The sequence below is a fragment of the Pandoraea capi genome, from assembly GCF_902459735.1.
In the GTDB taxonomy this organism is placed as follows: domain Bacteria; phylum Pseudomonadota; class Gammaproteobacteria; order Burkholderiales; family Burkholderiaceae; genus Pandoraea; species Pandoraea capi.
Genome location: NZ_CABPRV010000018.1, coordinates 1 through 20,610, shown reverse-complemented (window position 1 = coordinate 20,610; position 20,610 = coordinate 1). Strand labels below are relative to the sequence as shown.

Annotated in this window: 20 protein-coding genes and 2 tRNA genes; 10 read left to right on the top strand and 12 right to left on the bottom strand. The window is 63.2% G+C overall.

Annotated features, from left to right (window positions below; translation table 11 throughout):
- Positions 1 to 173: 173 nt before the first annotated feature.
- The 4 genes from PCA20602_RS25130 to PCA20602_RS25115 form a co-directional block, all read right to left on the bottom strand.
- Positions 174 to 935: an SDR family NAD(P)-dependent oxidoreductase gene (locus PCA20602_RS25130; RefSeq protein ID WP_150723509.1), complete on the bottom strand. Its 762-nt coding sequence runs from the start codon at positions 933 to 935 to the stop codon at positions 174 to 176.
- Between the two features lie 156 nt (positions 936 to 1,091).
- Positions 1,092 to 1,952, bottom strand: coding sequence for a fumarylacetoacetate hydrolase family protein (locus PCA20602_RS25125; RefSeq protein WP_069344325.1), 861 nt, complete (start codon positions 1,950 to 1,952; stop codon positions 1,092 to 1,094).
- A gap of 19 nt (positions 1,953 to 1,971) precedes the next feature.
- Entirely contained in the window at positions 1,972 to 2,727 is a 756-nt protein-coding gene (locus tag PCA20602_RS25120) for an SDR family oxidoreductase (protein WP_150723508.1), read from the bottom strand.
- A 75-nt stretch (positions 2,728 to 2,802) separates the two neighbouring features.
- Positions 2,803 to 3,516 carry a FadR/GntR family transcriptional regulator gene (locus PCA20602_RS25115; RefSeq protein WP_069344327.1) on the bottom strand — a complete coding sequence of 238 codons (714 nt, stop codon included), beginning with the start codon at positions 3,514 to 3,516 and terminating at the stop codon, positions 2,803 to 2,805.
- 390 nt (positions 3,517 to 3,906) lie between these two features.
- Here PCA20602_RS25115 and PCA20602_RS25110 point away from each other — a divergent pair, with 390 nt between their 5' ends.
- Positions 3,907 to 4,989: a calcium:cation antiporter gene (locus PCA20602_RS25110; protein WP_069344328.1), complete on the top strand. Its 1,083-nt coding sequence runs from the start codon at positions 3,907 to 3,909 to the stop codon at positions 4,987 to 4,989.
- 103 nt (positions 4,990 to 5,092) lie between these two features.
- Here PCA20602_RS25110 and PCA20602_RS25105 read toward each other — a convergent pair whose 3' ends face one another.
- Both PCA20602_RS25105 and PCA20602_RS25100 read right to left on the bottom strand, forming a co-directional pair.
- The gene (locus PCA20602_RS25105) at positions 5,093 to 5,317 is read right to left on the bottom strand and encodes a hypothetical protein (RefSeq protein ID WP_150723507.1); all 225 of its coding nucleotides are present in this window, start codon (positions 5,315 to 5,317) and stop codon (positions 5,093 to 5,095) included.
- Positions 5,318 to 5,407: 90 nt separating this feature from the next.
- Entirely contained in the window at positions 5,408 to 5,662 is a 255-nt protein-coding gene (locus tag PCA20602_RS25100) for a hypothetical protein (RefSeq protein ID WP_069344330.1), read from the bottom strand.
- A 126-nt stretch (positions 5,663 to 5,788) separates the two neighbouring features.
- Between PCA20602_RS25100 and PCA20602_RS25095 the strand changes: the two genes are divergently transcribed.
- Positions 5,789 to 6,502 carry a riboflavin synthase gene (locus PCA20602_RS25095; RefSeq protein ID WP_069344331.1) on the top strand — a complete coding sequence of 238 codons (714 nt, stop codon included), beginning with the start codon at positions 5,789 to 5,791 and terminating at the stop codon, positions 6,500 to 6,502.
- Between the two features lie 39 nt (positions 6,503 to 6,541).
- On the top strand, positions 6,542 to 7,321 hold the full coding sequence (gene xth, locus PCA20602_RS25090; protein WP_150723506.1) for an exodeoxyribonuclease III: 780 nt from the start codon (positions 6,542 to 6,544) through the stop codon (positions 7,319 to 7,321).
- A 67-nt stretch (positions 7,322 to 7,388) separates the two neighbouring features.
- Here xth and PCA20602_RS25085 read toward each other — a convergent pair whose 3' ends face one another.
- From PCA20602_RS25085 to glnA, 6 genes are all read right to left on the bottom strand, one after another.
- A complete protein-coding gene (locus PCA20602_RS25085) occupies positions 7,389 to 8,372 on the bottom strand; it encodes a flagellar brake protein (protein WP_150723505.1) in 984 nt (327 codons plus the stop codon).
- Positions 8,373 to 8,601: 229 nt separating this feature from the next.
- Positions 8,602 to 10,992, bottom strand: a complete 2,391-nt coding sequence (locus PCA20602_RS25080; RefSeq protein WP_246182339.1) for a pentapeptide repeat-containing protein — start codon at positions 10,990 to 10,992, stop codon at positions 8,602 to 8,604.
- A gap of 605 nt (positions 10,993 to 11,597) precedes the next feature.
- On the bottom strand, positions 11,598 to 12,479 hold the full coding sequence (rfbD, locus tag PCA20602_RS25075; protein WP_150723503.1) for a dTDP-4-dehydrorhamnose reductase: 882 nt from the start codon (positions 12,477 to 12,479) through the stop codon (positions 11,598 to 11,600).
- A gap of 55 nt (positions 12,480 to 12,534) precedes the next feature.
- Entirely contained in the window at positions 12,535 to 14,112 is a 1,578-nt protein-coding gene (gene ntrC / locus PCA20602_RS25070) for a nitrogen regulation protein NR(I) (RefSeq protein WP_150723502.1), read from the bottom strand.
- A 62-nt stretch (positions 14,113 to 14,174) separates the two neighbouring features.
- Positions 14,175 to 15,401 (bottom strand): nitrogen regulation protein NR(II), encoded by a 1,227-nt coding sequence (glnL, locus tag PCA20602_RS25065; protein WP_246182337.1) that lies wholly within the window; start codon positions 15,399 to 15,401, stop codon positions 14,175 to 14,177.
- Between the two features lie 174 nt (positions 15,402 to 15,575).
- Positions 15,576 to 16,991 (bottom strand): type I glutamate--ammonia ligase, encoded by a 1,416-nt coding sequence (glnA, locus tag PCA20602_RS25060; protein WP_069344337.1) that lies wholly within the window; start codon positions 16,989 to 16,991, stop codon positions 15,576 to 15,578.
- 482 nt (positions 16,992 to 17,473) lie between these two features.
- Between glnA and PCA20602_RS25055 the strand changes: the two genes are divergently transcribed.
- The 7 genes from PCA20602_RS25055 (at position 17,474) to PCA20602_RS25025 (ending at position 20,608) form a co-directional block, all read left to right on the top strand.
- The gene (locus PCA20602_RS25055) at positions 17,474 to 17,941 is read left to right on the top strand and encodes a rhodanese-like domain-containing protein (protein ID WP_069344338.1); all 468 of its coding nucleotides are present in this window, start codon (positions 17,474 to 17,476) and stop codon (positions 17,939 to 17,941) included.
- 106 nt (positions 17,942 to 18,047) lie between these two features.
- A complete protein-coding gene (locus tag PCA20602_RS25050) occupies positions 18,048 to 18,665 on the top strand; it encodes a LysE family translocator (protein ID WP_069344339.1) in 618 nt (205 codons plus the stop codon).
- A 261-nt stretch (positions 18,666 to 18,926) separates the two neighbouring features.
- Positions 18,927 to 19,259 carry a DUF4148 domain-containing protein gene (locus tag PCA20602_RS25045; RefSeq protein ID WP_150723518.1) on the top strand — a complete coding sequence of 111 codons (333 nt, stop codon included), beginning with the start codon at positions 18,927 to 18,929 and terminating at the stop codon, positions 19,257 to 19,259.
- A 397-nt stretch (positions 19,260 to 19,656) separates the two neighbouring features.
- Positions 19,657 to 19,896 carry a DNA-binding protein gene (locus PCA20602_RS25040; protein ID WP_150723501.1) on the top strand — a complete coding sequence of 80 codons (240 nt, stop codon included), beginning with the start codon at positions 19,657 to 19,659 and terminating at the stop codon, positions 19,894 to 19,896.
- A gap of 245 nt (positions 19,897 to 20,141) precedes the next feature.
- On the top strand, positions 20,142 to 20,327 hold the full coding sequence (locus PCA20602_RS25035) for a hypothetical protein (protein ID WP_069345044.1): 186 nt from the start codon (positions 20,142 to 20,144) through the stop codon (positions 20,325 to 20,327).
- A 71-nt stretch (positions 20,328 to 20,398) separates the two neighbouring features.
- Positions 20,399 to 20,474 (top strand) — tRNA-Lys (locus PCA20602_RS25030).
- 58 nt (positions 20,475 to 20,532) lie between these two features.
- Positions 20,533 to 20,608, top strand: a tRNA-Lys gene (locus PCA20602_RS25025).
- Positions 20,609 to 20,610: the final 2 nt, after the last annotated feature.

Below are 20,610 nucleotides of genomic sequence, written 5' to 3'. Positions count from 1 at the left end.
GGGTGCGGCGAACGTTGATAGACGAATGGGGCAAGTTTGCCAGCAATTGCGGGAGAAGCGAACCCGCGACGGCATCTCCCGCTCGATATTGGGCGCTCAGGCAATGCCTGATCGGAATATTCCGACGATCGAGCGGGATAAGCACCAGAAGGGGAGACGCAACCCCGTTCGCGTCAGACCATCAACTGTCCGCCGTTGACTTCGATGATCTGCCCCGTCACATAGCTGGCCAGCGTCTCCGAGGCCAGATAAAGGAACGCCCCCGAGCACTCGTCCGGCTCGCCCAGGCGCCCCATCGGAATGCTTTGACGGAAGGCATCGATCTGCGCCTGCGTGCTGAACTGCTCGTGAAACGGCGTCATGATGACGCCCGGCGACACGGCGTTCACACGAATGCGATCGGCCATCAGCTCCTTGGCCATGCCACGCGTGAGCGTGCTGACGAACCCCTTGGACGCCGCGTAGATCAGCGCGCCCGGACCGCCGCCATGGCGCGCCGCAATCGACGTCACGTTGACGATGGCCCCGCCGCCCTGCTTGCGCATCGCGGGCACGACCGCGCGCGAGAACGCGACGACCGAGCGCGCGTTGACGTTGAGCACTTCGTCGAAATAGGCATCGGTGACTTCGGTGAACGGCGTGCGCGCAACGAGGCTGCCGGCGTTGTTGATCAGCACGTCGATGCGACCGAAACCGTCGAGCACATGCGCCACGGCCGCGTCGATGGCTCCCGTGTCCTGGACGTCGGCGGCCACCGTCATTGCTTTGACGCCGTACGCGCGCACCGCGTCGGCTACTGCTTCGGCCTTGTCCGCCGAACGGTTGTAGTGCACGGCGACGTTTGCGCCCTGTGCCGCGAATGCCTTGGCCGCCGCAGCACCAATGCCGGTGCTCGCGCCGGTGATCAGAACGAATTTACCCTTCAGGTCTTCCATGATGTGTCGCTTCCAATGAGGTTGTTGACGAATGCTGAGGGCACGCCGGACGTTGCAACGCCGGTGCCATGCCAAAACAATGGGGCAGCGACTCGCGCCACCGCCCCATTGTCGTCAACTTACCGGATCGATGTGAAAAGCATCGGGCACGCCCGATCAATCGAGCAGGCGTGCGTCGTACGCGTGAACTTCCTGCGTCTGCTCGCCCAGTCCGTCGATGCCCAGTCGCATGACGTCGCCCGGCTTGAGGAACACCGGCGGCTTCTGGCCGAGACCCACGCCCGGCGGCGTGCCGGTCGTTACCAGATCGCCCGGCTTGAGCGTGGTGAACTGGCTCAGGTAGTGCACCAGATACGCCACGCTGAAGATCATCGTCGAGGTGTTGCCCGTCTGGCGGCGCACGCCGTTCAGATCGAGCCACAGCCCGAGTTGCTGAGGGTCGCGAATCTCATCGGTGGTCACGAGCCACGGGCCGACAGGACCGAAGGTGTCGAAGCCCTTGCCCTTGTCCCACGTACCGCCACGCTCGATCTGGTATTCACGCTCGGACACGTCGTTCACCACGCAGTAGCCCGCCACGTAATCCAGCGCCTTCTCCAACGGGACGTAGCGCGCGGTGGTACCGATCACGAAGCCCAGTTCGACTTCCCAGTCGCCTTTGACGGAATCCTTCGGCAGCACGACCGGATCGTTCGGGCCGGTCAGGCAGTTATCCCACTTGGTGAACAGCACCGGCTCGGACGGCACCGCGAGTCCCGATTCGGCAGCGTGATCGCTGTAGTTCAGGCCGACCGCGAGGAACTTCCCGAGGCCCGAAAACGGCACACCGAGACGTCCCGGCGAGGCCACCACCGGCAATGCCGTCACGTCGAGTGCGCGCAGCGCCGCCAACCCTTGAGGACTCAGCGTCTCCGGGGTGATGTCGGCAAGCACGCCGGAGAGGTCACGCACCTGGCCCTGTGCATCGAGCAGACCCGGCTTTTCCTGGCCCTTCGGGCCGTAACGCAGCAGTTTCAAAGCTTTTCTCCTTGCGAAATCAGTTGGACCAGCCGCCGTCGATCAGGTGAATGGCGCCGGTGGTAAACGAGGATTCGTCCGACCCCAGATAGACGGCAAGTGCCGCAATTTCTTCGGGTGTGCCCACACGCCCCATCGGCTGACGCGCCACGAACTGGTCGCGCACCGCCGTCAGACTCGTGCCCGCCGCGTCTGCCTGCGTGGCGATTCGCTGCCGCAGCGACGGCGACTCGACCGTTCCCGGGCAGATGGCGTTACAGCGAATGCCACGTGCGACGAAATCCGCCGCCACCGACTTCGTCAGGCCGATCACGGCCGCCTTGCTCGCGCCATAGACGCAGCGATTGGCCACGCCCTTCACGCTGGACGCCGCCGACGACATGTTGATGATGGCGCCGCCGCCAGCGGCAAGCATCGCGGGCAGGAACGCCCGCGTCGTGCGGTACATGCTCTTCACGTTCAGATCGAACGAGAAGTCCCATGCGGCGTCGTCGCATTCGAGAATCGAGCCGTGATGGACAAAGCCTGCACAGTTGAACAGCACGTCGATAGCGCCGAGTTCGCTCGCCAGCGCATTCACGGCAGCACTATCGGTGACATCGAGCGCACGCCGCACCAGATGCGCGTGATCGTCCAGTTGCGCGAGCGTGTCTGCATTCAGATCCGTAGCAACCACGCGCGCGCCTTCGCGCAAGTAAGCTTCGACGCAGGCGCGTCCGATGCCTTGCGCCGCAGCAGTAATGACGGCGGTTTTGCCCGCCAGCCGGCCAGTCATGAGTGTCTCCTCGTGAGCCTGTGGGTAAAAAGGATGAGATGTCGTGCCTTCGGGATGCGCGCTTCTGGTATCGCCTCAGTCCGCGCCTGAGTCAGCCGCTACCGACGCCGCGTAGGCGTCGCGCACGCGGCACAGATGCTGGCGCATGGCTTGCGCGGCGCGCTCGGGATCGCGCGCGGCAAGGGCATCCAGAATGAGACGGTGATCCTGCAAGCTTCGCTCTAGCACACCATCGACCTGCGACGTCACGCGGCGGCTCTTCTTGCCCAGCAGATAGAGGCTGTTGGCGATGCTTTGGAGGAATGGGTTCTCGCAGGCGTCGATAATCGTCTCGTGAAACGTCATGTCGGCCGCAGAAAACGTTTCGGGACTGCCCAGCAGCGCCTCCTCGTCGTCGACGAGCGCATGCAGGCGCGCGAGGTCCTCGTCGGCGATGTGCGTGGCCGCCAGCGCCGCCACACCCGGCTCGATGACGAGACGCGCGTCGAACAACGCTTCGAGCGTGCCCGCGTTCAATTCGATGACCATCTCCAGCGGTTCGAGCAGTTCGCGCATTTCCAGCGAGCCGACGAACGTTCCCTCGCCCTGCCGGATACGCAGCAATCCGAGCAACGCCAGCCCCCGGATCGCCTCGCGCACCGCCGGACGCCCGACACCGAGCATGGTGGCGAGGTCGCGCTCGGGCGGGAGTTGCTGACCGGGTTTGAGCAGGCCGGTGCGGATCATCGTCAGCAAGCGCTGCGCAACCTGCTCCGAGACGGAAACCTGCACGATGGGATCGAAAGACATATTGCTGTTCAGTGGTAAGACCAATGAACGAAACAGTACGCCTGTCACCTATGAGATGTCAACGGCAGATGTTGCTTACCCGATCCTCGCCAAACCTGCTTTCGCATTTCGCCATGCATTCAACGGAATTTCTCGACGAATCCGGACTCGGAGTCAAACGTGTGATCGCGCAAGATCGTTTGTCCATGCGCCTTTCGATGGACTGATGTCACGGCACTCGTCTCGCGGCACGTCAACGCCTTTCGGTTGTCGGAGTGTCACTTTTCTGCGACCATGACTCGTCGCCCCGAGGTTCTCATCGGGGCAATGTTCCCGCCGTTGCTTGATCCGCTGCCTGATCTGCTGTGCCCCGGCTGCACCCTGTTCCCCGTAATCCTGGAGTCTCCGACGATGTCCTCCTCAAAGACCGCCAAGCTAGGCCACTGGACGATGTACATGCCCATCGTGGCCCTCATTGCCCTCGCCGTTGCCGGGTTCCTGCCGAATAGCGCTTCGCTGACGCTCTGTGCCGTCGCGCTCGCCGGCGCCGTGTTTTCCGCCGTGCACCATGCCGAAACCGTCGCCCACAAGGTCGGCGAGCCGTTCGGTACGTTGGTGCTCGCCGTCGCCGTGACCATCATCGAAGTCGCGCTGATCGTCTCGGTCATGCTCTCCGGCGGCCCGGACAAGGCGGGACTGGCGCGCGACACCGTGTTCGCCGCCATCATGATCGTGTCGACCGGCATCGTCGGGCTGTGCCTGTTGTTCGGCGGTGTTCGTCACCATACGCAAGGCTTTCACGTGGAGGGCGCGAGTGCTGCGCTCGCCGTGCTGTGTGCGCTCGCCGGGCTTACGCTGGTGCTGCCGAACTACACCAGTTCGGTGGTCGGCCCGGGCCTCACGGCCTCGCAACTGGCCTTCGAGGGCATGATTTCGCTGGTGCTTTATATGGTGTTCGTCTTCGTGCAGACGGTGAGCCATCGCGACTACTTCCTCGCGAAGGCGCCCAGTGAGGAAGTGCACGTGCCGCCGCCGTCGCGTCGTACGGCGGTGCTGAGTCTGGGGCTGCTGGTGGTGGCGCTGCTGGCCGTGGTGGGGTTGGCGAAGAAGCTTTCGCCGGCCGTCGAACAGGCCGTGGCCGTGGCGGGAGCGCCGAAGGCGGTCGTCGGTATCGTGATTGCTGCGCTGGTGCTGTTGCCGGAAGGATTGGCAGCGCTGCGTGCCGCGCGCGCCAACAAGCTTCAGACGAGTCTGAATCTGGCGCTCGGCTCGGCACTGGCCAGTATCGGGTTGACGATTCCGACGGTGGCGGCCGTCTCGTTACTGCTCGGCCATCAGATCGAGCTGGGTCTCGCGCCGAAGGAAACGGTGCTGCTTGCGGTCACGCTGCTCGTCGGTGTGATCACCCTTGGCACCGGACGCACGACCGTGCTGCAAGGTGCCGTCCACCTGGTGCTGTTCGCAGCCTTCCTGTTCCTGGCCATTGTTCCCTGAACGAAGCCCTGAAAGAAAGCAAGGCACTGATATCGATGAAAGAACGGCCGGGCGGGCCACATGCGCGTCAGCCCGGCAATACCGTCATACCGCCGAAAGCCGATCAGGCCCTGGACTTGTCCTGATCGGGGGCCGTGTCGGCGTGGCTGGCATCGACGGCTTCGGTGTCGTCCGAAGGCGCGCCAAGCAGCGCACCCAGCAACTTGCTGCCGCCTGCGCCGCGCTTGCCCTGAGCGCCAACCTGCTTGCCCGTCGGCGGGCCGCGACGCACACCGGCGCCGATCTTCAGGCCGCGACGCTTTTGAAGTTCAAATTTAGTCTGAGTCATGGTGCTGTCCGTAAAGCTTGCGTTCGGCCGATGTTCGGCCTGGATTCGATGCCGCGCCGGTTTGATTGCAGCGGCACTCGCGTCGATCGTTCAGGGTTCGATTCCGAGGTCGCCCTCGGCTGCCAGCGTCCTGGCCAGCGCGTGCGCGGCTTCGAGCGCATCGCTCGCCCAGCGGTACGCCTCGGGCGTCGTGTGAGTCAGCGGCGGGTCCAGTGTCTCGATGACATCGTCCACATCGCGCCATCCGGTAAAGTGCACCACCCCGTGGAACTGCCCATCCGGCGCGGGCGACGTCTCCGCCCAATAATAAAAGTCATCCGCCAGCAGGCAGCCTTCGAAACCCATAACGATCTGTCGAGATCCCGTGAAAAGGCGGCATCGTAGCACGACGCATGACGAGCGGCATACCGTCGCCAGGCAGTAGAATACTGCCGCATAGCACCCCAAAGACTCTTTATTACCGACATCACGATGTTCACAGGAATTGTTCAAGGCACGGCCACGCTGTCGTCCATCGAAGATCGCGACGGCATGCGCACCCTGGAGTTGGCCTTTCCCGAAGGCTTCTGCGAAGACCTGACGCTCGGCGCCAGCGTCGCCGTCGACGGCTGCTGCCTGACGGTCACACAACTGCTCTCGCCCACGGCGGCGTCGTTCGACATCATCCTCCAAAGCCTGAACGTGACGACGCTCGGCAGCTTCGGCGTCGGCGCAGAGGTCAACGTGGAACGCGCGGCCAAGGATGGCGCGGAGATCGGTGGCCATCCGCTGTCCGGGCATATCGATTTCTCGACCGAAATTCTCAGCGTACGCACTTCGGATACGAACCGCGTATTGCGTATCGCCATTCCCGAAGCTTTTCGTAAGTACGTCTTTGCCAAGGGCTACATTGCGATCAACGGCGCGAGTCTGACCGTCTCGGAAGTGAATCGTCAGGAGGGCTGGTTCGAGGTCTGGCTGATTCCGGAAACACGCCGCATGACGACGTTCGAAGACAAGGGCGCCGGCTCGCGTGTGAATATCGAGATCGAGCGCAGCACGCAGGTCGTGGTCGACACCGTGCGCGAAGCGGTACAGGAAAGCCTCGGCCGCCTGCAACCGGTGCTCGAAGCCCTGCTCAAGGAAAAGGGGCTTTCGCTCGACGACTTCGTCGGCGTGCCGAAATTGCCGACCGATCACGCCTAAATATCGCCTGAGCCTGACGCTCACTCATCAAGGACATTCATGCAATTAGCTACGTGGAACGTCAACTCGCTCAAGGTTCGTCTCGGGCACGTACAGGATTGGCTACGCAGCAATCCGGTCGACGTCCTGTGCCTTCAGGAACTGAAGCTGACCGACGAGAACTTTCCGCTCACGGAGATCGCCGCCCTCGGCTACACGTCGCACTTCACCGGTCAGAAGACGTATAACGGTGTCGCGCTGCTGGTCAACCACGCGAAAGTGGGCGAAGCGACGGATATCGTGAAGAATCTGCCGAACTTCCCCGACGAGCAGCAACGCCTCATTACCGCGACCGTCGGCGGCGTTCGCGTCGTGTGCGGCTATTTTCCGAACGGCCAGTCGCTCGAATCCGACAAGTTCGTCTACAAGCTGAACTGGCTCGACGCCCTCACCCACTGGCTGTCGGATGAGATGCAACGCCACTCGCAGCTTGCCGTGCTCGGCGACTACAACATCGCCCCGGAAGATCGCGATGTGCATGACCCGGCCAAATGGGTAGGCTGCAATCTGGTGTCGCCCCAGGAGCGTCAGGCGTTTGCGCGATTGCAGGGCCTCGGCCTGCGCGACACCTTCCGCATGTTCGATCAGCCAGAGAAGACGTTCAGCTGGTGGGACTACCGCATGGGCGCGTTCCGACGCAACGCGGGCCTGCGCATCGATCATATTCTCGCCTCGGGCGCATTGGCCGAGCGCTGCACCGCCTGTGAAATCGATCGTGTGCCGCGCACCTGGGAACAGCCCTCGGATCACACGCCTGTCGTCGCCACGTTCAAGGATTGACACGCAGACGCACCCAATAAGGAACGGCACCCGAGGGTGCCGTTTTTTCGTCGCCTCCGACGATCCGTCAATGACTGGCGCGAGGATCGGTCAACCTGGACTCGTAGACGAAGCAGCGAATCGCCGCCTTGTTGCGGGTGTCCATCTGCATGAATTCGAGCCCATAGGCCCACGTGCCGTCCGCGCGCGGACCTTCAACGCTTCGCACCGCCGCCATGCCGAGAATCGGCACGATGTCAGCGCCGATGGGCACCCGGAACTGCAATGCCACGTGATGGCAACCCTCCGGCAACGGCGCCTTCGCGACAATGCCCGCGCCATCGGCACTGATATCGCGCACCAGTACCAGCCACTCCGGCGTGTCCTGCGGATCGGCCAGCAAGCGCCGGAACGAGGCACGCGACGTCTCGTCGATCGGCGAGAGTCGCGCCACGAGCCGTGTGTCGACGCGAGGCGTGCGACGCACCGGCGTCTCGCGCACCTGCGCAGGACGCGACAGCACCACGTAATCGAACGGACCGTGGTGCACGCTATGCACGTCGCATGTGAATTCGTACAGGTTATCGCCCGGAAAGGTCCAGAGCGCCAGCTTGTCGCCTGCGGTCACCGGCAAGTGTGTCTCGCCCGCCGACGGCGGTGTGATAAGCAGCATGCCGTTGGGGGCCCGCCCGATCAGTCTGGCCCGAACGCGAGCGGTCTCGGCGTCCGGTGCGACCCGCACCTGAATCCACGTGCCGATCGGCAGCGGGACCGGCAAGCCGTGCAGGTAAACCGTCGAACCGCTGGTGCCGAGCGGAGACGCCGAATTCGCCGCCTCCGTGCGCCCCACCGCCTCGCCCGTCGTCGCCCCGTCGGGCAGCGGCCGGTGCGGCGCAAACATGGTGAAGAGCCAATCGAGATCGGCTTCGGAGGGCAATCGCTCGCCCGCCGCCAGCAACGGTGTGCCGTCGGCGTCGAACAAAGGCCAGGAAAGAGGAGCGTGTGCGTCAAGCTCGCGACGATTGACCGCCACGAACCCCGGATAGCCTGACGCAATACAAGTCGAGTGCATGATGCCTGGGAGGGTACGAAACCCCTGAGAGCCTGGGAACAAGGTTTTGGCCTTCCCCGCATTCCCGCCCGTGCGGTTGCGTCTTTGGCAACCCTCTACGCGCAGGCATCCGCGGCCAAAACCCCACAAATGTCGCCAACTTACAGAAATGCCACGCACCCCGCCGACGGGAAGCGCTGCCCATCACGGCAACGCATTGCGCGTACGTATTTTTACCACGAAAGCGCGGTCATTCCGATGGCGGAATATCAGCCAAAACGCCCCTCATTCCCGGATTCGCATCGCGCGTGACAGCTTCGCGCAAGGTCGGCATTGCCAAGGCTCGGCGAACCGCGTCGGCGGGAAGCGGAAACCGGACAGCCCAGAACCATGGCAACGTGTGATGACACGCCTGCGCCAGCCCCGGTAAATCGCGCACATCCGGACAAGTGATCCATTCGGCCAGGCACTGCGCCAGTTGACGCGCCGAACTGGCCTCATTGGCGAGACAAGCCCGCAGCGCGAGTGCTTGCGTCACCCCACGCCATAAGGCATCACCGGCCATCGCCTCGTTGAGGACTGCCAGTGCGTACCGACGACACGCGAGACGCTGGCGCTGCACTTCGGCGTCGCCCGCCCTCGATGGCAGATACCACTCCGGTTGGGTGGCGAGCCACCCGAGGCCCGCGGCGACAGAAACGAGTCGGACACGACGCGACATCGAAACACTCATCGGCGCGTCGGCATCGGCGGAAAATAACGGCCATTCACGAAACACCTCCTCGATGTCTGCGTGCCCTGCCGATCGCAGCGTAACCTGTGCGGGCACCGACGACGTGCCGATCAACATGCCGACCCGGTCCGTCAGGCTCAGCGCCGGATGTCGCGCGTCCAGCGCCTCTTTCGCGACGGGTTCTACCACCGGCCACCATCCGCCACCGCACGATATCCTCGCCCGTGCCTGCGCGTCATCGCCAAGCCAGCGCCCCGTCAGCCGGATAAGCGCATCGAGCGGGCGCTCCACCGGCCAGACACCCGCGAGGAAGCCAAACGTTCGCAACAATCCCTGCAGCTGTCGCATCGTGCCCGGCACGTAATCCTCCGGCGTCGTGTCATCGCGCACCACCACCCTCGCACCTGCCCATCGCCAGCCGGGTACCGACGCGTGTGCGAATGCCGCCTCCCCTGCCGTCGACGGTCCCGTCGTCGCCGAGCCAAGCACACCGAATAACAGCGACCTCGGCAACCGCGCAGCGGCCCCGCCATCGGACCGGATCAACACGACGCAAGCGGCGTCCAGCGCATCGACGCCATCCGCCGAAAGCGCCGTGTAGAGGTGAGCCGGAAGCGCCTCCAGCCACGCGACGCGCAGCGCAGTTGCTCGGGCATCGCTGCCGTTCCCGACACCTTCCCCGGCCCAGTAGAGGGTTTGACACATGGCGCCGGCATACGGCCACACCGCCTCGGATGAGGCCTTCACACAGCGGCCATGCAACACCGTCATTAGCGCCGGCACGGCCCATTTCGCTTCGTCGCACGACAGCCGCGTGTCCGTCAACGCCTCGAGCTTGCGAGCCACCCACTGTGCGCGCAACGCAGCGAACTCCTCATGCGCGCCCAAACCGCCCGCCTCGCTCGGCGCCACCAGCAACCGCCCCAACCACTCGCTGTGCTGAACATGCTCGGGCAACCGGTGCAGCGACGGCGCCGTGTCGGTCGCTGGCATTCCAAGTCCGGACCGGTGCCGCAGCGCCCCGAGCAGTTGCAGGAAGACGCTGGCACGCATGGCGGGCTGATCGACGGGGAATGTCATCCACGATTTCACGACATCGTCGAGTTCTGCGGGCGTCAACTGCCTCAGCCATGCGGCATCGAGACGCAGACGTGAGTCGTACCACTGCGAAGCGCCGAGATCGCAGTGGCGTCCGATGCGAATGCGCTTGAGGCTGGCCCCGCAAAACCGGACCTGACGCATATCGCACGACTCGAACAGCGCGCCGTTGAGCTTTGCGCCACGCGCATCCCATCCCACGAGATCGCATTCGCGAAACTCGGCGTTGCGCAGATCCGCTCCCGACGCTCGCCCCTGACTCATCACGACAGAGGTCCACCGCGAGTGCTTGGCGCTCGTGCCGATGAGCGCCAGCCGGCGCCCGCTACTCTCCATCAGACGCGCGCCCCGCAAGCGCGTCCGGTGTAGCGCTGCGTCATCGAGTCTCACCTTCGCGAACGTCAACGCCTCACAACGGGCTTCACTCAGGTCTGCACCACGCATCACCGTGTGCAAGAATTCTGCGCCACGAAGATCCGCACGGACCAGACGCGTCCCGGACAAATCCGCCGCACGAAAGCCGACATCGCGCAAATCTGCGCGCTCGAAATTGGCGTTCACATGATTGGAAAAAGCGAAGTCTGCCCGACGCAGCATCGCGTTGCACCATGAAGTGCCGTTGAACTGCCCGCCGCCGAATTGGGCGCGCAGCGCGCTGATGCCGCGAAGATCCCCACACACCAACGACAGGTCGGGAAGCACGGCGTCGCGCAAATTCGAGAGCGAGAGCGCCACGCTCAGCATGCCAGCCGGCCATTCGCGCATCGGCAGATGCACCCATGACCTCACGTTGAACGCGGCATCGTCCACATCGCTCAATGCACGCCGTGACGCGGCAAAAGATGTCCTGTCGCGCGACCCCGAACACCACGTCGTCAACTCACGCGCGACATCGCCCGCGCGCACACCTTGTGACAGATGAGAAAAGCGCTCTCGCCAAACCCGCCTCAACGCCGATTTGTCGAACGGCAACTCGCCGCGGGCAGCATCCGCTCGAACGCATAGGCGCTCGACACTGACACAGCGATCTCGCGCACGTTCTGCCAACGCATGCGAGAGCCATGACATGTGACGCAGGAGAGTCCGCTGCTCGTCAGCGTCGGCCAATCGCATGGCGCGGCACAAGACCTCCGGCGCGGCTATTGGGTTCACCGACGGTGCAGAGGCCGGCCGGTCACCTTGCCCCACGGAACGCGCGCCCGCAAACGCGGTGGGAACCAGGGCCATCGAACCTGCCGGGGCTTGTCCATTGCCTGTTACCGTGGACTGAAGCGGCATGCGGTATCGCTCCTCGGCACGCGCTTGGGCGCATGCACAAAAAGCCACCATGTTGCCGAAAGAACCCGCCGCTGCGCGCTGAGGAATTTCCGATTTAGCCGCGCAGCCCGGGTGACGCCGCTATCGCGTCGTTCACATCATGCGAGACAAAGCTGGAGAGCGTCGCGCCAGTCCGGAGCCCGCACGCCGAAGTTGCGCGCCAGTTTGTCGTTGTCGAGGATGGAATAGGCCGGGCGTTTGGCCGGCAGCGGATAGGCAGAAGTCGGAATCGCCACAACGTTCGGACGCTTCTCCGACGCGCTCACGTCGAGAATCGCTTCGGTGAATCCGTGCCACGTGGTCTGACCGGCCGCCGTCAAGTGATAAAGACCGCCGCGCTCACGCCAGAAATCGGCATCGACGCCCGTCTCCGTCAGCCCCTGCACCAGCACTTGCGACGTGAGTTCCGCAATCGTGCGACACCATGTCGGCGCCCCGTACTGATCGGCAACGATACGCAGTTCATCGCGCTCGCGGGCAAGTCGCTGCACCGTCAGCAGGAAGTTCGCGCCGCGCGTGCCGTACACCCAACTCGTGCGCAGCACCAGATGATTCGCCCCGCTGGCGGCGATAGCGGCCTCGCCCGCCAGCTTGGTACGGCCGTAGGCGTTTTGCGGGTTGGTGGGTTCGTCTTCGCGATACGGCGTCGATGAAGTGCCGTCGAAAACGTAGTCAGTGGAGTAATGGACGACAAGCGCACCGAGACGTTTCGCCTCTTCCGCCATGATGCCGGGCACGACCGCGTTGACCTGATAGGCCGCCGCCTCATCCGTTTCAGCACGATCGACTGCCGTGTAGGCGGCCGGATTGACGATCAGGTCCGGCGCAAAGTCTCGCAGGGTACGCGCGACGCTGTCGGTATCGAGCAGATCCATTTCGTGACGTCCGGGGGCGTGCACGTCGCCCATGCCTTGCAGGCAACGTGCCAGCTCCCACCCGACCTGACCGGTCGCGCCCGTCAACAGGATGCGTCTTGCCATGTTACGGCTCCCTTGTTGCGATGTAAGAAAGCAAAGGAGCCTACCCCGTTTTGCTTCAGGATTCCAGCCCGAGCTCCTGGATCTTGCGCGTGATGGTGTTCCGGCCGATGCCCAGACGACTGGCGGCTTCGACCTTACGGCCCCGCGTGAAATCCAGCGCTTCGTTGATCAACGCGGTTTCGAAGCGACGCGTCAATTGATCCATCACGTCGGGCGATGCCGAGCGCAGCAACCGCGCGACCTCACGCCGCAGGATCGGCTCCCAGCTCTCGACGCCAGCCATCCCCGATGCGGCAGACACGTCTGCGACAGCGCCAACGCTGCCCGGAGCGCTCACACCACCCACTCCGGCCGCAGGCGCTGACGACACGGCGCCGACGCTCCCGTAACCCGGGTTGCTGCCGGCCGACACCGGCGCCGTCGCGCCACCCGCCGTTCCATTGACATACGCGGCCTGCCCGGCAGACCCCGAAGGCGCCGCCGCCGTCTGGAATTCGGGCGGCAGATCCTTGATTTCAACGGTCTGCGCAGGCGCCATGACCGTGAGCCAGTTGCTCAGGTTTTCCAGCTGACGCACGTTGCCCGGGAACGGGAAGCGCGTCAGATGCGCCAGTGCCGCCTCGCTGATGCGCTTGGTTTCGACGCCCAGTTCGCGCGCGCTCTTCTGAAGGAAGTGACGCACCAGCAGCGGAATGTCTTCACTGCGTTCGCGCAGCGACGGCAGACGCAGTCGAATCACGTTCAGGCGGTGATACAAGTCCTCACGGAATAACCCCTGACGCACGCGATCCTCGAGATTCTGGTGCGTTGCCGCGATCACGCGCACATTCGCCTTGATCGGGCTGTGACCACCCACACGGTAGTAGTTGCCGTCCGAGAGCACACGCAGCAGACGCGTCTGCAGATCGAGCGGCATGTCGCCGATTTCGTCGAGAAAGAGCGTACCGCTTTCGGCTTGCTCGAAGCGCCCGCGCCGTGTCGCCTGCGCGCCCGTGAACGCGCCGCGCTCATGACCGAACAGCTCGGACTCCAGCAGATCTTTCGGAATCGCCGCAGTGTTAAGCGCAATGAACGGACCCGACGCGCGCGGCGAGTGACGATGCAATGCGCGCGCGACCAGTTCCTTGCCCGACCCCGATTCACCGGTGATGAGCACCGTAGCGCTCGAATGCGACAACCGGCCGATGGCACGGAAGACGTCCTGCATCGCACTCGCCTGCCCAAGAATCTCGGGCTCTTCGGTGATGCGCTCGTCGTCGGTCGCTTCGCGCAGGCTTTCTTCGACGGCACGCAGAATCAGTTCGACGGCACGATCCACATCGAACGGTTTGGCAAGGTATTCGAACGCTCCGCCCTGAAACGCGGCCACCGCGCTATCGAGATCCGAGAAGGCGGTCATGATGATGACCGGCAGGCCGGGGTGGCGCTGCTTGGCCATTTGCAGCAGTTCGAGTCCGGAGCCGCCCGCCATGCGGATGTCCGAGACAAGCACCTGCGGCGAGTCGTGTTCGAGCGCTGCGCTGGCTTCGCGCGGGCCGGTGAAACTGCGCACCGGCAGATTGGCTCGTGAGAGTGCCTTTTCCAGCACCCATCGAATCGATTGGTCGTCGTCTACTATCCAGATCGGCTTCATTGTTCACCGTGTAACGTCTATGCCCGGCCGCAGGTGTTACGGCCGACGGCGTGAGGGCCGCATCAGCCCAGGGGCAGCAGGATTCGGAAATCCGTCCGTCCGGGCCGGCTTTCGCATTCGATCAGACCGTCGTGACGCTGTACGAAAGATTGCGCCAATGTGAGTCCCAGACCGCTTCCCCCTTCACGCCCGGAGACGAGCGGATAGAAGATGCGATCACGAATGTCGGCAGGAATGCCGGGCCCGTTGTCGATCACATGCAATTCCAATGCCAGCTTGTGCAATCGCTTGGCAATCGTGATCTTTCGCGCCACTCGCGTGCGCAAAACGATGCGGGCATCGCCGCGCGCGATCTGCTCGCGCAGCGCTTCCGCACCGTTACGCACGATGTTGAGCAACGCCTGAATGAGTTGCTCCTTGTCACCACGGAAGTCAGGCAGGCTCACGTCGTAATCCCGCTCGATCGACAGCCCCTGCGGAAACTCGGCGAGCACCACCGAACGCACGCGTTCGCACACTTCGTGAATGTTCACGTCCGTGGCGATGTACGGATGGCGATGCGGCTCCAGCAAACGGTCGACCAGCGTCTGAAGCCTGTCGGACTCCTTGATGATGACCTGTGTGTATTCGCGCAGCTCGCGCTGATCCAGCTCGAACTCCAGCAATTGCGCCGCACCGCGAATCCCGCCCAGCGGGTTCTTGATTTCGTGCGCCAGATTGCGGATGAGCTGCTTGTTCATCAACGCCTGATCGATGATCCGCTCTTCGCGTTCGTTCTTCAGCTTCTGCTCGTTCTCGATCAACTCGACGATCACGAAATCGGGGGCGGCTTCCGGTGCCGCCACGATGGCGTGCGTATGCAATGGCTCCTGAGCGGTGCGTTCGAGCACCAGATCGAGGCGTGTCGTCTGAAAGTGATTGGCGATGAGCTCCGTCATCGTCGAGGACAGCACGTCCCCGTTCGTGAAGACATCGTCCCACGTCATTTGCGAGAGCGAACGGCGCGAGAGCGCAAGCAGCGCCTCGGCCGCCGGATTGGCGAATACGACGCGCAGCGAGTGTTTTTCGAGCACCAGAAGCACGGTCGGCAGCGCTTCGAGGCCCGGCAGAATACCCGTCGCGGCGAGCTTCGCTTCCCAGGGGTCGACGCTCGTATGCAGCAGCGACGCATGGCCAGCCGCCCCGGCAAGAGTTGCGGCGGCGTCTGTCGTTACTTCGGTGGCGTCCTCAGCGGCGGCGTGTGCGGCTCGCTTCGTCTGCCCTTTCTCACCAGCGCGGACACTTTTCATCGAGGTTCGGGGCGATAAGTTCATGGCGAGCCATGAGAGACACGGAACGCATGAGCGGAATGCGCGACGGATAAAAAAGGGGGACGGCCGCGGCCATCCCCCCGTGCTTGTCGAGCATGACGGTCGGCCGCTGGCGTTCCGTCATGCCGGCGCATTCCCTGCGCAGCGATTCGATTACAGCGAGTAGTACAGTTCGAACTCGAGCGGGTGCGTGGTCATCGCGACACGACGCGCTTCGTTGGTCTTCAGTTCGATGTACGAATCGAGCATGCCGTCCGTGAACACGCCACCACGGGTCAGGAACTCGCGGTCTTCGTTCAGGTATTCCAGCGCCTGTTCGAGGCTCGAGCACACGGTCGGGATCTTTGCATCCTCTTCCGGCGGCAGGTCGTACAGGTTCTTGTCGGCAGCTTCGCCCGGGTGGATCTTGTTCTGCACGCCATCCAGACCGGCCATCAGCATGGCCGAGAAAGCCAGGTACGGGTTGGCCATCGGGTCCGGGAAGCGCGCTTCGATACGGCGGCCCTTCGGATTGGCAACGTACGGAATACGGATCGAGGCCGAACGGTTACGGGCCGAGTAGGCCAGCTTCACCGGGGCTTCGAAGTGCGGCACGAGGCGCTTGTACGAGTTCGTCGACGGGTTCGTGATCGCGTTCAGGGCACGGGCGTGCTTGATGATGCCGCCGATGTAGTACAGCGCGAATTCCGACAGACCGCCGTAGCCGTTACCGGCGAACAGGTTCTGACCATCCTTCCAGATCGACTGGTGGATGTGCATGCCCGAGCCGTTGTCGCCAACGATCGGCTTCGGCATGAACGTCGCCGTCTTGCCATAGCTGTGTGCGACGTTGTGCACGACGTACTTCAGGATCTGCGTCCAGTCGGCGCGCTCGACCAGCGTCGAGAACTTCGTGCCGATTTCGTTCTGGCCCTGGCCGGCGACTTCGTGGTGGTGCACTTCGACCGGCACGCCCAGTTGTTCGAGCAGCAGGCACATTTCCGAACGCATGTCCTGGAACGTGTCGACCGGCGCGACCGGGAAGTAGCCGCCCTTCGTGCCCGGACGGTGACCGGTGTTGCCGCCTTCGAAGTCCTTCGACGACGACCACGGTGCTTCTTCCGAGTTGATCTTCACGGACGTGCCCGACATGTCCGTGTTCCACTGGACGGAGTCGAAAATGAAGAATTCCGGTTCCGGACCGAAGAAGGCGGTGTCGCCCAGGCCCGTGCTCTTCAGATACGCTTCAGCGCGCTTGGCGATGGAGCGCGGATCGCGGTCGTAACCCTTGCCGTCGGCCGGTTCGATCACGTCGCAGGTCAGCACCAGCGTGCTTTCTTCATAGAACGGGTCGATGTACGCCGTGTTGGCGTCCGGGACCAGCAGCATGTCCGAGGCTTCGATGCCCTTCCAGCCTGCGATCGACGAACCGTCGAAAGCGTGGCCGCTCTCGAACTTGTCAGCGTCGAAGTGCGACACGGGCACCGAGACGTGTTGCTCTTTGCCGCGCGTGTCGGTGAAACGGAAGTCGACGAACTTGACGTCTTCTTCCTTAACCAGGTTCAACACATCTGCCACAGATTTGCTCATGCTATCTCCCGAAAGATTCAATCTGGCGCTGCTGGCGCTCATCGCCCGCGTCGCCGCACCCTCTTAACGAACTCCATGTTCGGATTCGCCATTGATAAGCAGGAAGCGTGCCAGCGCATCGCTCACCCGCCACATTCCACCCTCGCCCACTGATTTCTAAGGAAATAATCGATTCTGGTGCGTCCCGCCGTGAATTCCCGCTCGTGGGCTGAAATTCCTTATTTCGGTGCATGCCGCACCAAAATATCACCAACTCGGTGCATTCGAGGATTATGCACCTTTCAGGTGCCATTTATCGAACTCATCGGCCCGAAATCGTGCGCGTGTCTGCACCGTCATAATGCGTCACCCGAAGCCGTGGTAGTGCAAATCCCAAAACATCCGGACGACTCCCAATATCGCGACCGAACAGTTAACACGCATCTAGCGTGTGGTGCACGCTAGAATGAAGGACAACCATCGACTAACGAGATCACAGCAATATGACAAGCGCCAAAGCCATTCTCGATCAAGCCACGCAACGTCGCGCCTCGGGCCAGCTCGCCTACACGGGCGCCGTGACGCCGGAAGAAGCGCTGGAACTGCTGAAGGCCGATGCGAACGTTCGTCTGATCGACGTACGCACGCGCGCCGAACTCGACTGGGTCGGTCGCCCGCAAGTGCCGGACGGCCAGTACGCCAACGTCGAATGGGTGCGATACCCGGGCGGCGTCCCCAACGAACACTTCCTCGAACAACTGACGTCGCAAACGCCGGACAAGAATACGCCGCTGCTGTTCCTGTGCCGCAGCGCCGCACGCTCGAAGGCTGCCGCAAAGGTTGCTTATGAAGCGGGCTTCACGCAGTCGTTCGATATTCTCGAAGGCTTCGAAGGCGACAAGGACAGCGCAGGTCATCGCAAGCACGTGAGCGGCTGGTGCTTCCGCGGCCTGCCGTGGCTGGGCGCCTGAGACTACGTCGCGGCGTCGTGAAGCTCACGCGCCGCCGCCATTCGGCACGAAGGATCGACGCCCCGGACCTGGCTGCCGGATCGTCAACGACGCGAGGAGACGCGTGATGGACTGGACACATTTACTGACGTTTGCGCTTGCCTTGTTCGTGGGCGCAGGCACGCCGGGCCCCGGCATCGCCGCCATCGTAGCGCGCGTGCTCGGACGCGGCACGCAAGGCGCTATCGCGTTCTCGGCCGGCGTGGCGATCGGCGACGTCGTCTGGCTCACGCTCGCCGTGCTTGGCGTCGCCGCGCTGGCCCATACGTTCTCGGGCGTGTTCCTCGCCATCAAATACGCGGGCGCCGCTTACCTCCTCTATCTTGCATGGAAGATGTGGAACGCCCCGGCGATTGCGCCGGCGGAGCCGCTCGCCGCCGCGCCACGCGAGAAATCCTGGCGTCTCTTTTTCGGTGGCCTGTCGGTGACGATGGGCAACCCGAAAGTGGTCGTGTTCTATTTCGCATTGCTGCCCAACCTGCTTGATCTGGCACGCGTGACAGCGCTCGGTTACATCGAAGTCGTGGGCGTCACGCTCACCGTGCTGGCGATCGTCTTCGGCAGCTATATCGCGCTGGCCGCCCGCGCGCGACGCCTGTTGAGTTCGGCACGCGCCGTCAAGCGGTTGAACCGCGCAACGGGCACCGTCATGGCCGGCGCAGCGGTTGCCATCGCTACGCGTTAAGCCTCGCATCCTCTCGCTCTTTTGCGTAATCGACGCCGCCTTCGGGCGGCGTTTTTCATTGCCTCCCTCGGCTCGCCCCCACAGCGCATCCCACCCACATTCCACTTCTCGTCCGACGAGAACCCATCACGCATTGTTGCGATTCGCGTAAGTATTTATTCGCTTAATTGCCGTTTTTCTGTGATAGCCGGACGCTTAGACTGGTTTCAACGGTCGCGCACCCAGCGCCCTTAGCAAGACAGAAGAACAGGAGTTATTGTCATGAATCGCAAGTTGATGGTTTCCGCACTGATCTCGGCCACGATGGCCGCCGCAGCAGGTTCCGCTTTCGCACAGTCGCGGCTGTCGAGCGACGCCTACCCCGACGGTTCGCCGTACGCCTGGGTCCCGCAAACCTCGCAACTCACCCGTGCGCAGGTCCGTGAGCAACTGATCGAAGCGCGCGCCCAAGGGCTGATCCCGCAGAACGACTACGACTACCCGGCGTTCAACACGATGCCCAACGCCAATGTGCCCGGCAAGACGCGCGCACAGGTCTACGACGAACTCGTTCGTGCCCGCCAAAACGGCGAGATGAAGTACTCGAATCCGTAAGCCACGTTTCGTCCCTCGTCATGCCGCCTGCCTCCGGCGTCATGACACGACGCGCGCGGGCTGGACGGCATCTCCTGCCCGCGTTGCGTCACCTCTTCAGCATCGTTGTCCCCTATGTCCCGCCGACAGGCGCGCGCCCACGCCCAGCAACGCAGCACCGGGCAAACCGTCATGCACCCCCGACCGGTTCTCTTCCCCTCCGGTCAAGCAGGCACCGACGGCTTTCCCACGGGCGCTTCTCCTGTCGCCATGCGTTCCCCGCTATCGAATGGACGCATGGGACTTTCGCCCGCTCCCCCGCCCTGGGGAGCGGGCTTTTTTCATGGCGGGTTTCGCGAGCAGCGCAGGCTGCGTGCTACCATGCAGCCGTTTCAATTTGCATAGACAGGATCATCCGGTGAGTGACATCCAACTAGATATCGAGTGGACCGAGCGCGCAGCGAAGAAGGCCGAAAAACTCGTGCCGAAAGACACCCCGCTGGGGTTGCCGCCGCTCGAATGCCTGCCGCAGGAAGGCGACGTGATGTTCCTCGGCAAGGGCGACAAGAAGCAACCGTTCGTCGTGGTGGAGCGTCAGTACCATCATGAAGGCGACGATGCCTGGACGATCATCCTGATCCTCGACCTTCCGGAGTGATACGCACCTCACCTTGAAGACGTTCGTCGGCAAAGCGGCACGACTATCGACGGCGTAAGCTGCTCGCGCTGCAATTTGAATGGAACGCATGCAAGGCACGGACGGCACGACAAGCAGGACAGGATTGGACGAAGCGGCGCGGCGACTGGGGAAACCCCGGTCGTCGCGCCGCTTTGCTTCAGGGAGGCCGTTTTCTATACTGAAGACGCATCTCGAATCGCCTGACAGCCACAGGGAGATCGACCATGATCGTGCCCCACCTCTCCAACGCCCAACTCGTGAGCATGTTTGCGATCGCGGTATTCGGTGCGATCGTCGTCGGGGCCATGCCCGGCAAAGGTGCGATTCGAATGTGCTGGCGATCGCTGCTCGTCGTCGTGGGTGCGGTGCTCACCGTGCTGGCCTTCGAGCTGGTTCCCTTGCTCGCCTAAGACTTTTTTGCGGATTTTCACCATCAAGGGTTGACCCCATGCGGAAGAGCCGATATTATCTCGGTCTCGTTGGGGCGTTAGCTCAGTTGGTAGAGCAGCGGACTCTTAATCCGTAGGTCGAGTGTTCGAGTCACTCACGCCCCACCAAACGAATTTTTGAAGAAGGCTGCGATGCCGTGCAGCCTTTTTTATTCCCGGTAGTATCGGGGCGTTAGCTCAGTTGGTAGAGCAGCGGACTCTTAATCCGTAGGTCGAGTGTTCGAGTCACTCACGCCCCACCAAA

What these genes read in the sequence shown, in the direction of transcription:
- glnL (WP_246182337.1), bottom strand. Translation starts at nt 15,401, where the DNA reads ATGAAAAGTGTCCGCGCTGGTGAGAAAGGGCAGACGAAGCGAGCCGCA.
- PCA20602_RS25095 (WP_069344331.1), top strand. Translation starts at nt 5,789, where the DNA reads ATGTTCACAGGAATTGTTCAAGGCACGGCCACGCTGTCGTCCATCGAA.
- ntrC (WP_150723502.1), bottom strand. Translation starts at nt 14,112, where the DNA reads ATGAAGCCGATCTGGATAGTAGACGACGACCAATCGATTCGATGGGTG.
- rfbD (WP_150723503.1), bottom strand. Translation starts at nt 12,479, where the DNA reads ATGGCAAGACGCATCCTGTTGACGGGCGCGACCGGTCAGGTCGGGTGG.
- PCA20602_RS25035 (WP_069345044.1), top strand. Translation starts at nt 20,142, where the DNA reads ATGATCGTGCCCCACCTCTCCAACGCCCAACTCGTGAGCATGTTTGCG.
- xth (WP_150723506.1), top strand. Translation starts at nt 6,542, where the DNA reads ATGCAATTAGCTACGTGGAACGTCAACTCGCTCAAGGTTCGTCTCGGG.
- PCA20602_RS25045 (WP_150723518.1), top strand. Translation starts at nt 18,927, where the DNA reads ATGAATCGCAAGTTGATGGTTTCCGCACTGATCTCGGCCACGATGGCC.
- PCA20602_RS25100 (WP_069344330.1), bottom strand. Translation starts at nt 5,662, where the DNA reads ATGGGTTTCGAAGGCTGCCTGCTGGCGGATGACTTTTATTATTGGGCG.
- PCA20602_RS25085 (WP_150723505.1), bottom strand. Translation starts at nt 8,372, where the DNA reads ATGCACTCGACTTGTATTGCGTCAGGCTATCCGGGGTTCGTGGCGGTC.
- PCA20602_RS25120 (WP_150723508.1), bottom strand. Translation starts at nt 2,727, where the DNA reads ATGACTGGCCGGCTGGCGGGCAAAACCGCCGTCATTACTGCTGCGGCG.
- PCA20602_RS25050 (WP_069344339.1), top strand. Translation starts at nt 18,048, where the DNA reads ATGGACTGGACACATTTACTGACGTTTGCGCTTGCCTTGTTCGTGGGC.
- PCA20602_RS25055 (WP_069344338.1), top strand. Translation starts at nt 17,474, where the DNA reads ATGACAAGCGCCAAAGCCATTCTCGATCAAGCCACGCAACGTCGCGCC.
- glnA (WP_069344337.1), bottom strand. Translation starts at nt 16,991, where the DNA reads ATGAGCAAATCTGTGGCAGATGTGTTGAACCTGGTTAAGGAAGAAGAC.
- PCA20602_RS25110 (WP_069344328.1), top strand. Translation starts at nt 3,907, where the DNA reads ATGTCCTCCTCAAAGACCGCCAAGCTAGGCCACTGGACGATGTACATG.
- PCA20602_RS25105 (WP_150723507.1), bottom strand. Translation starts at nt 5,317, where the DNA reads ATGACTCAGACTAAATTTGAACTTCAAAAGCGTCGCGGCCTGAAGATC.
- PCA20602_RS25115 (WP_069344327.1), bottom strand. Translation starts at nt 3,516, where the DNA reads ATGTCTTTCGATCCCATCGTGCAGGTTTCCGTCTCGGAGCAGGTTGCG.
- PCA20602_RS25130 (WP_150723509.1), bottom strand. Translation starts at nt 935, where the DNA reads ATGGAAGACCTGAAGGGTAAATTCGTTCTGATCACCGGCGCGAGCACC.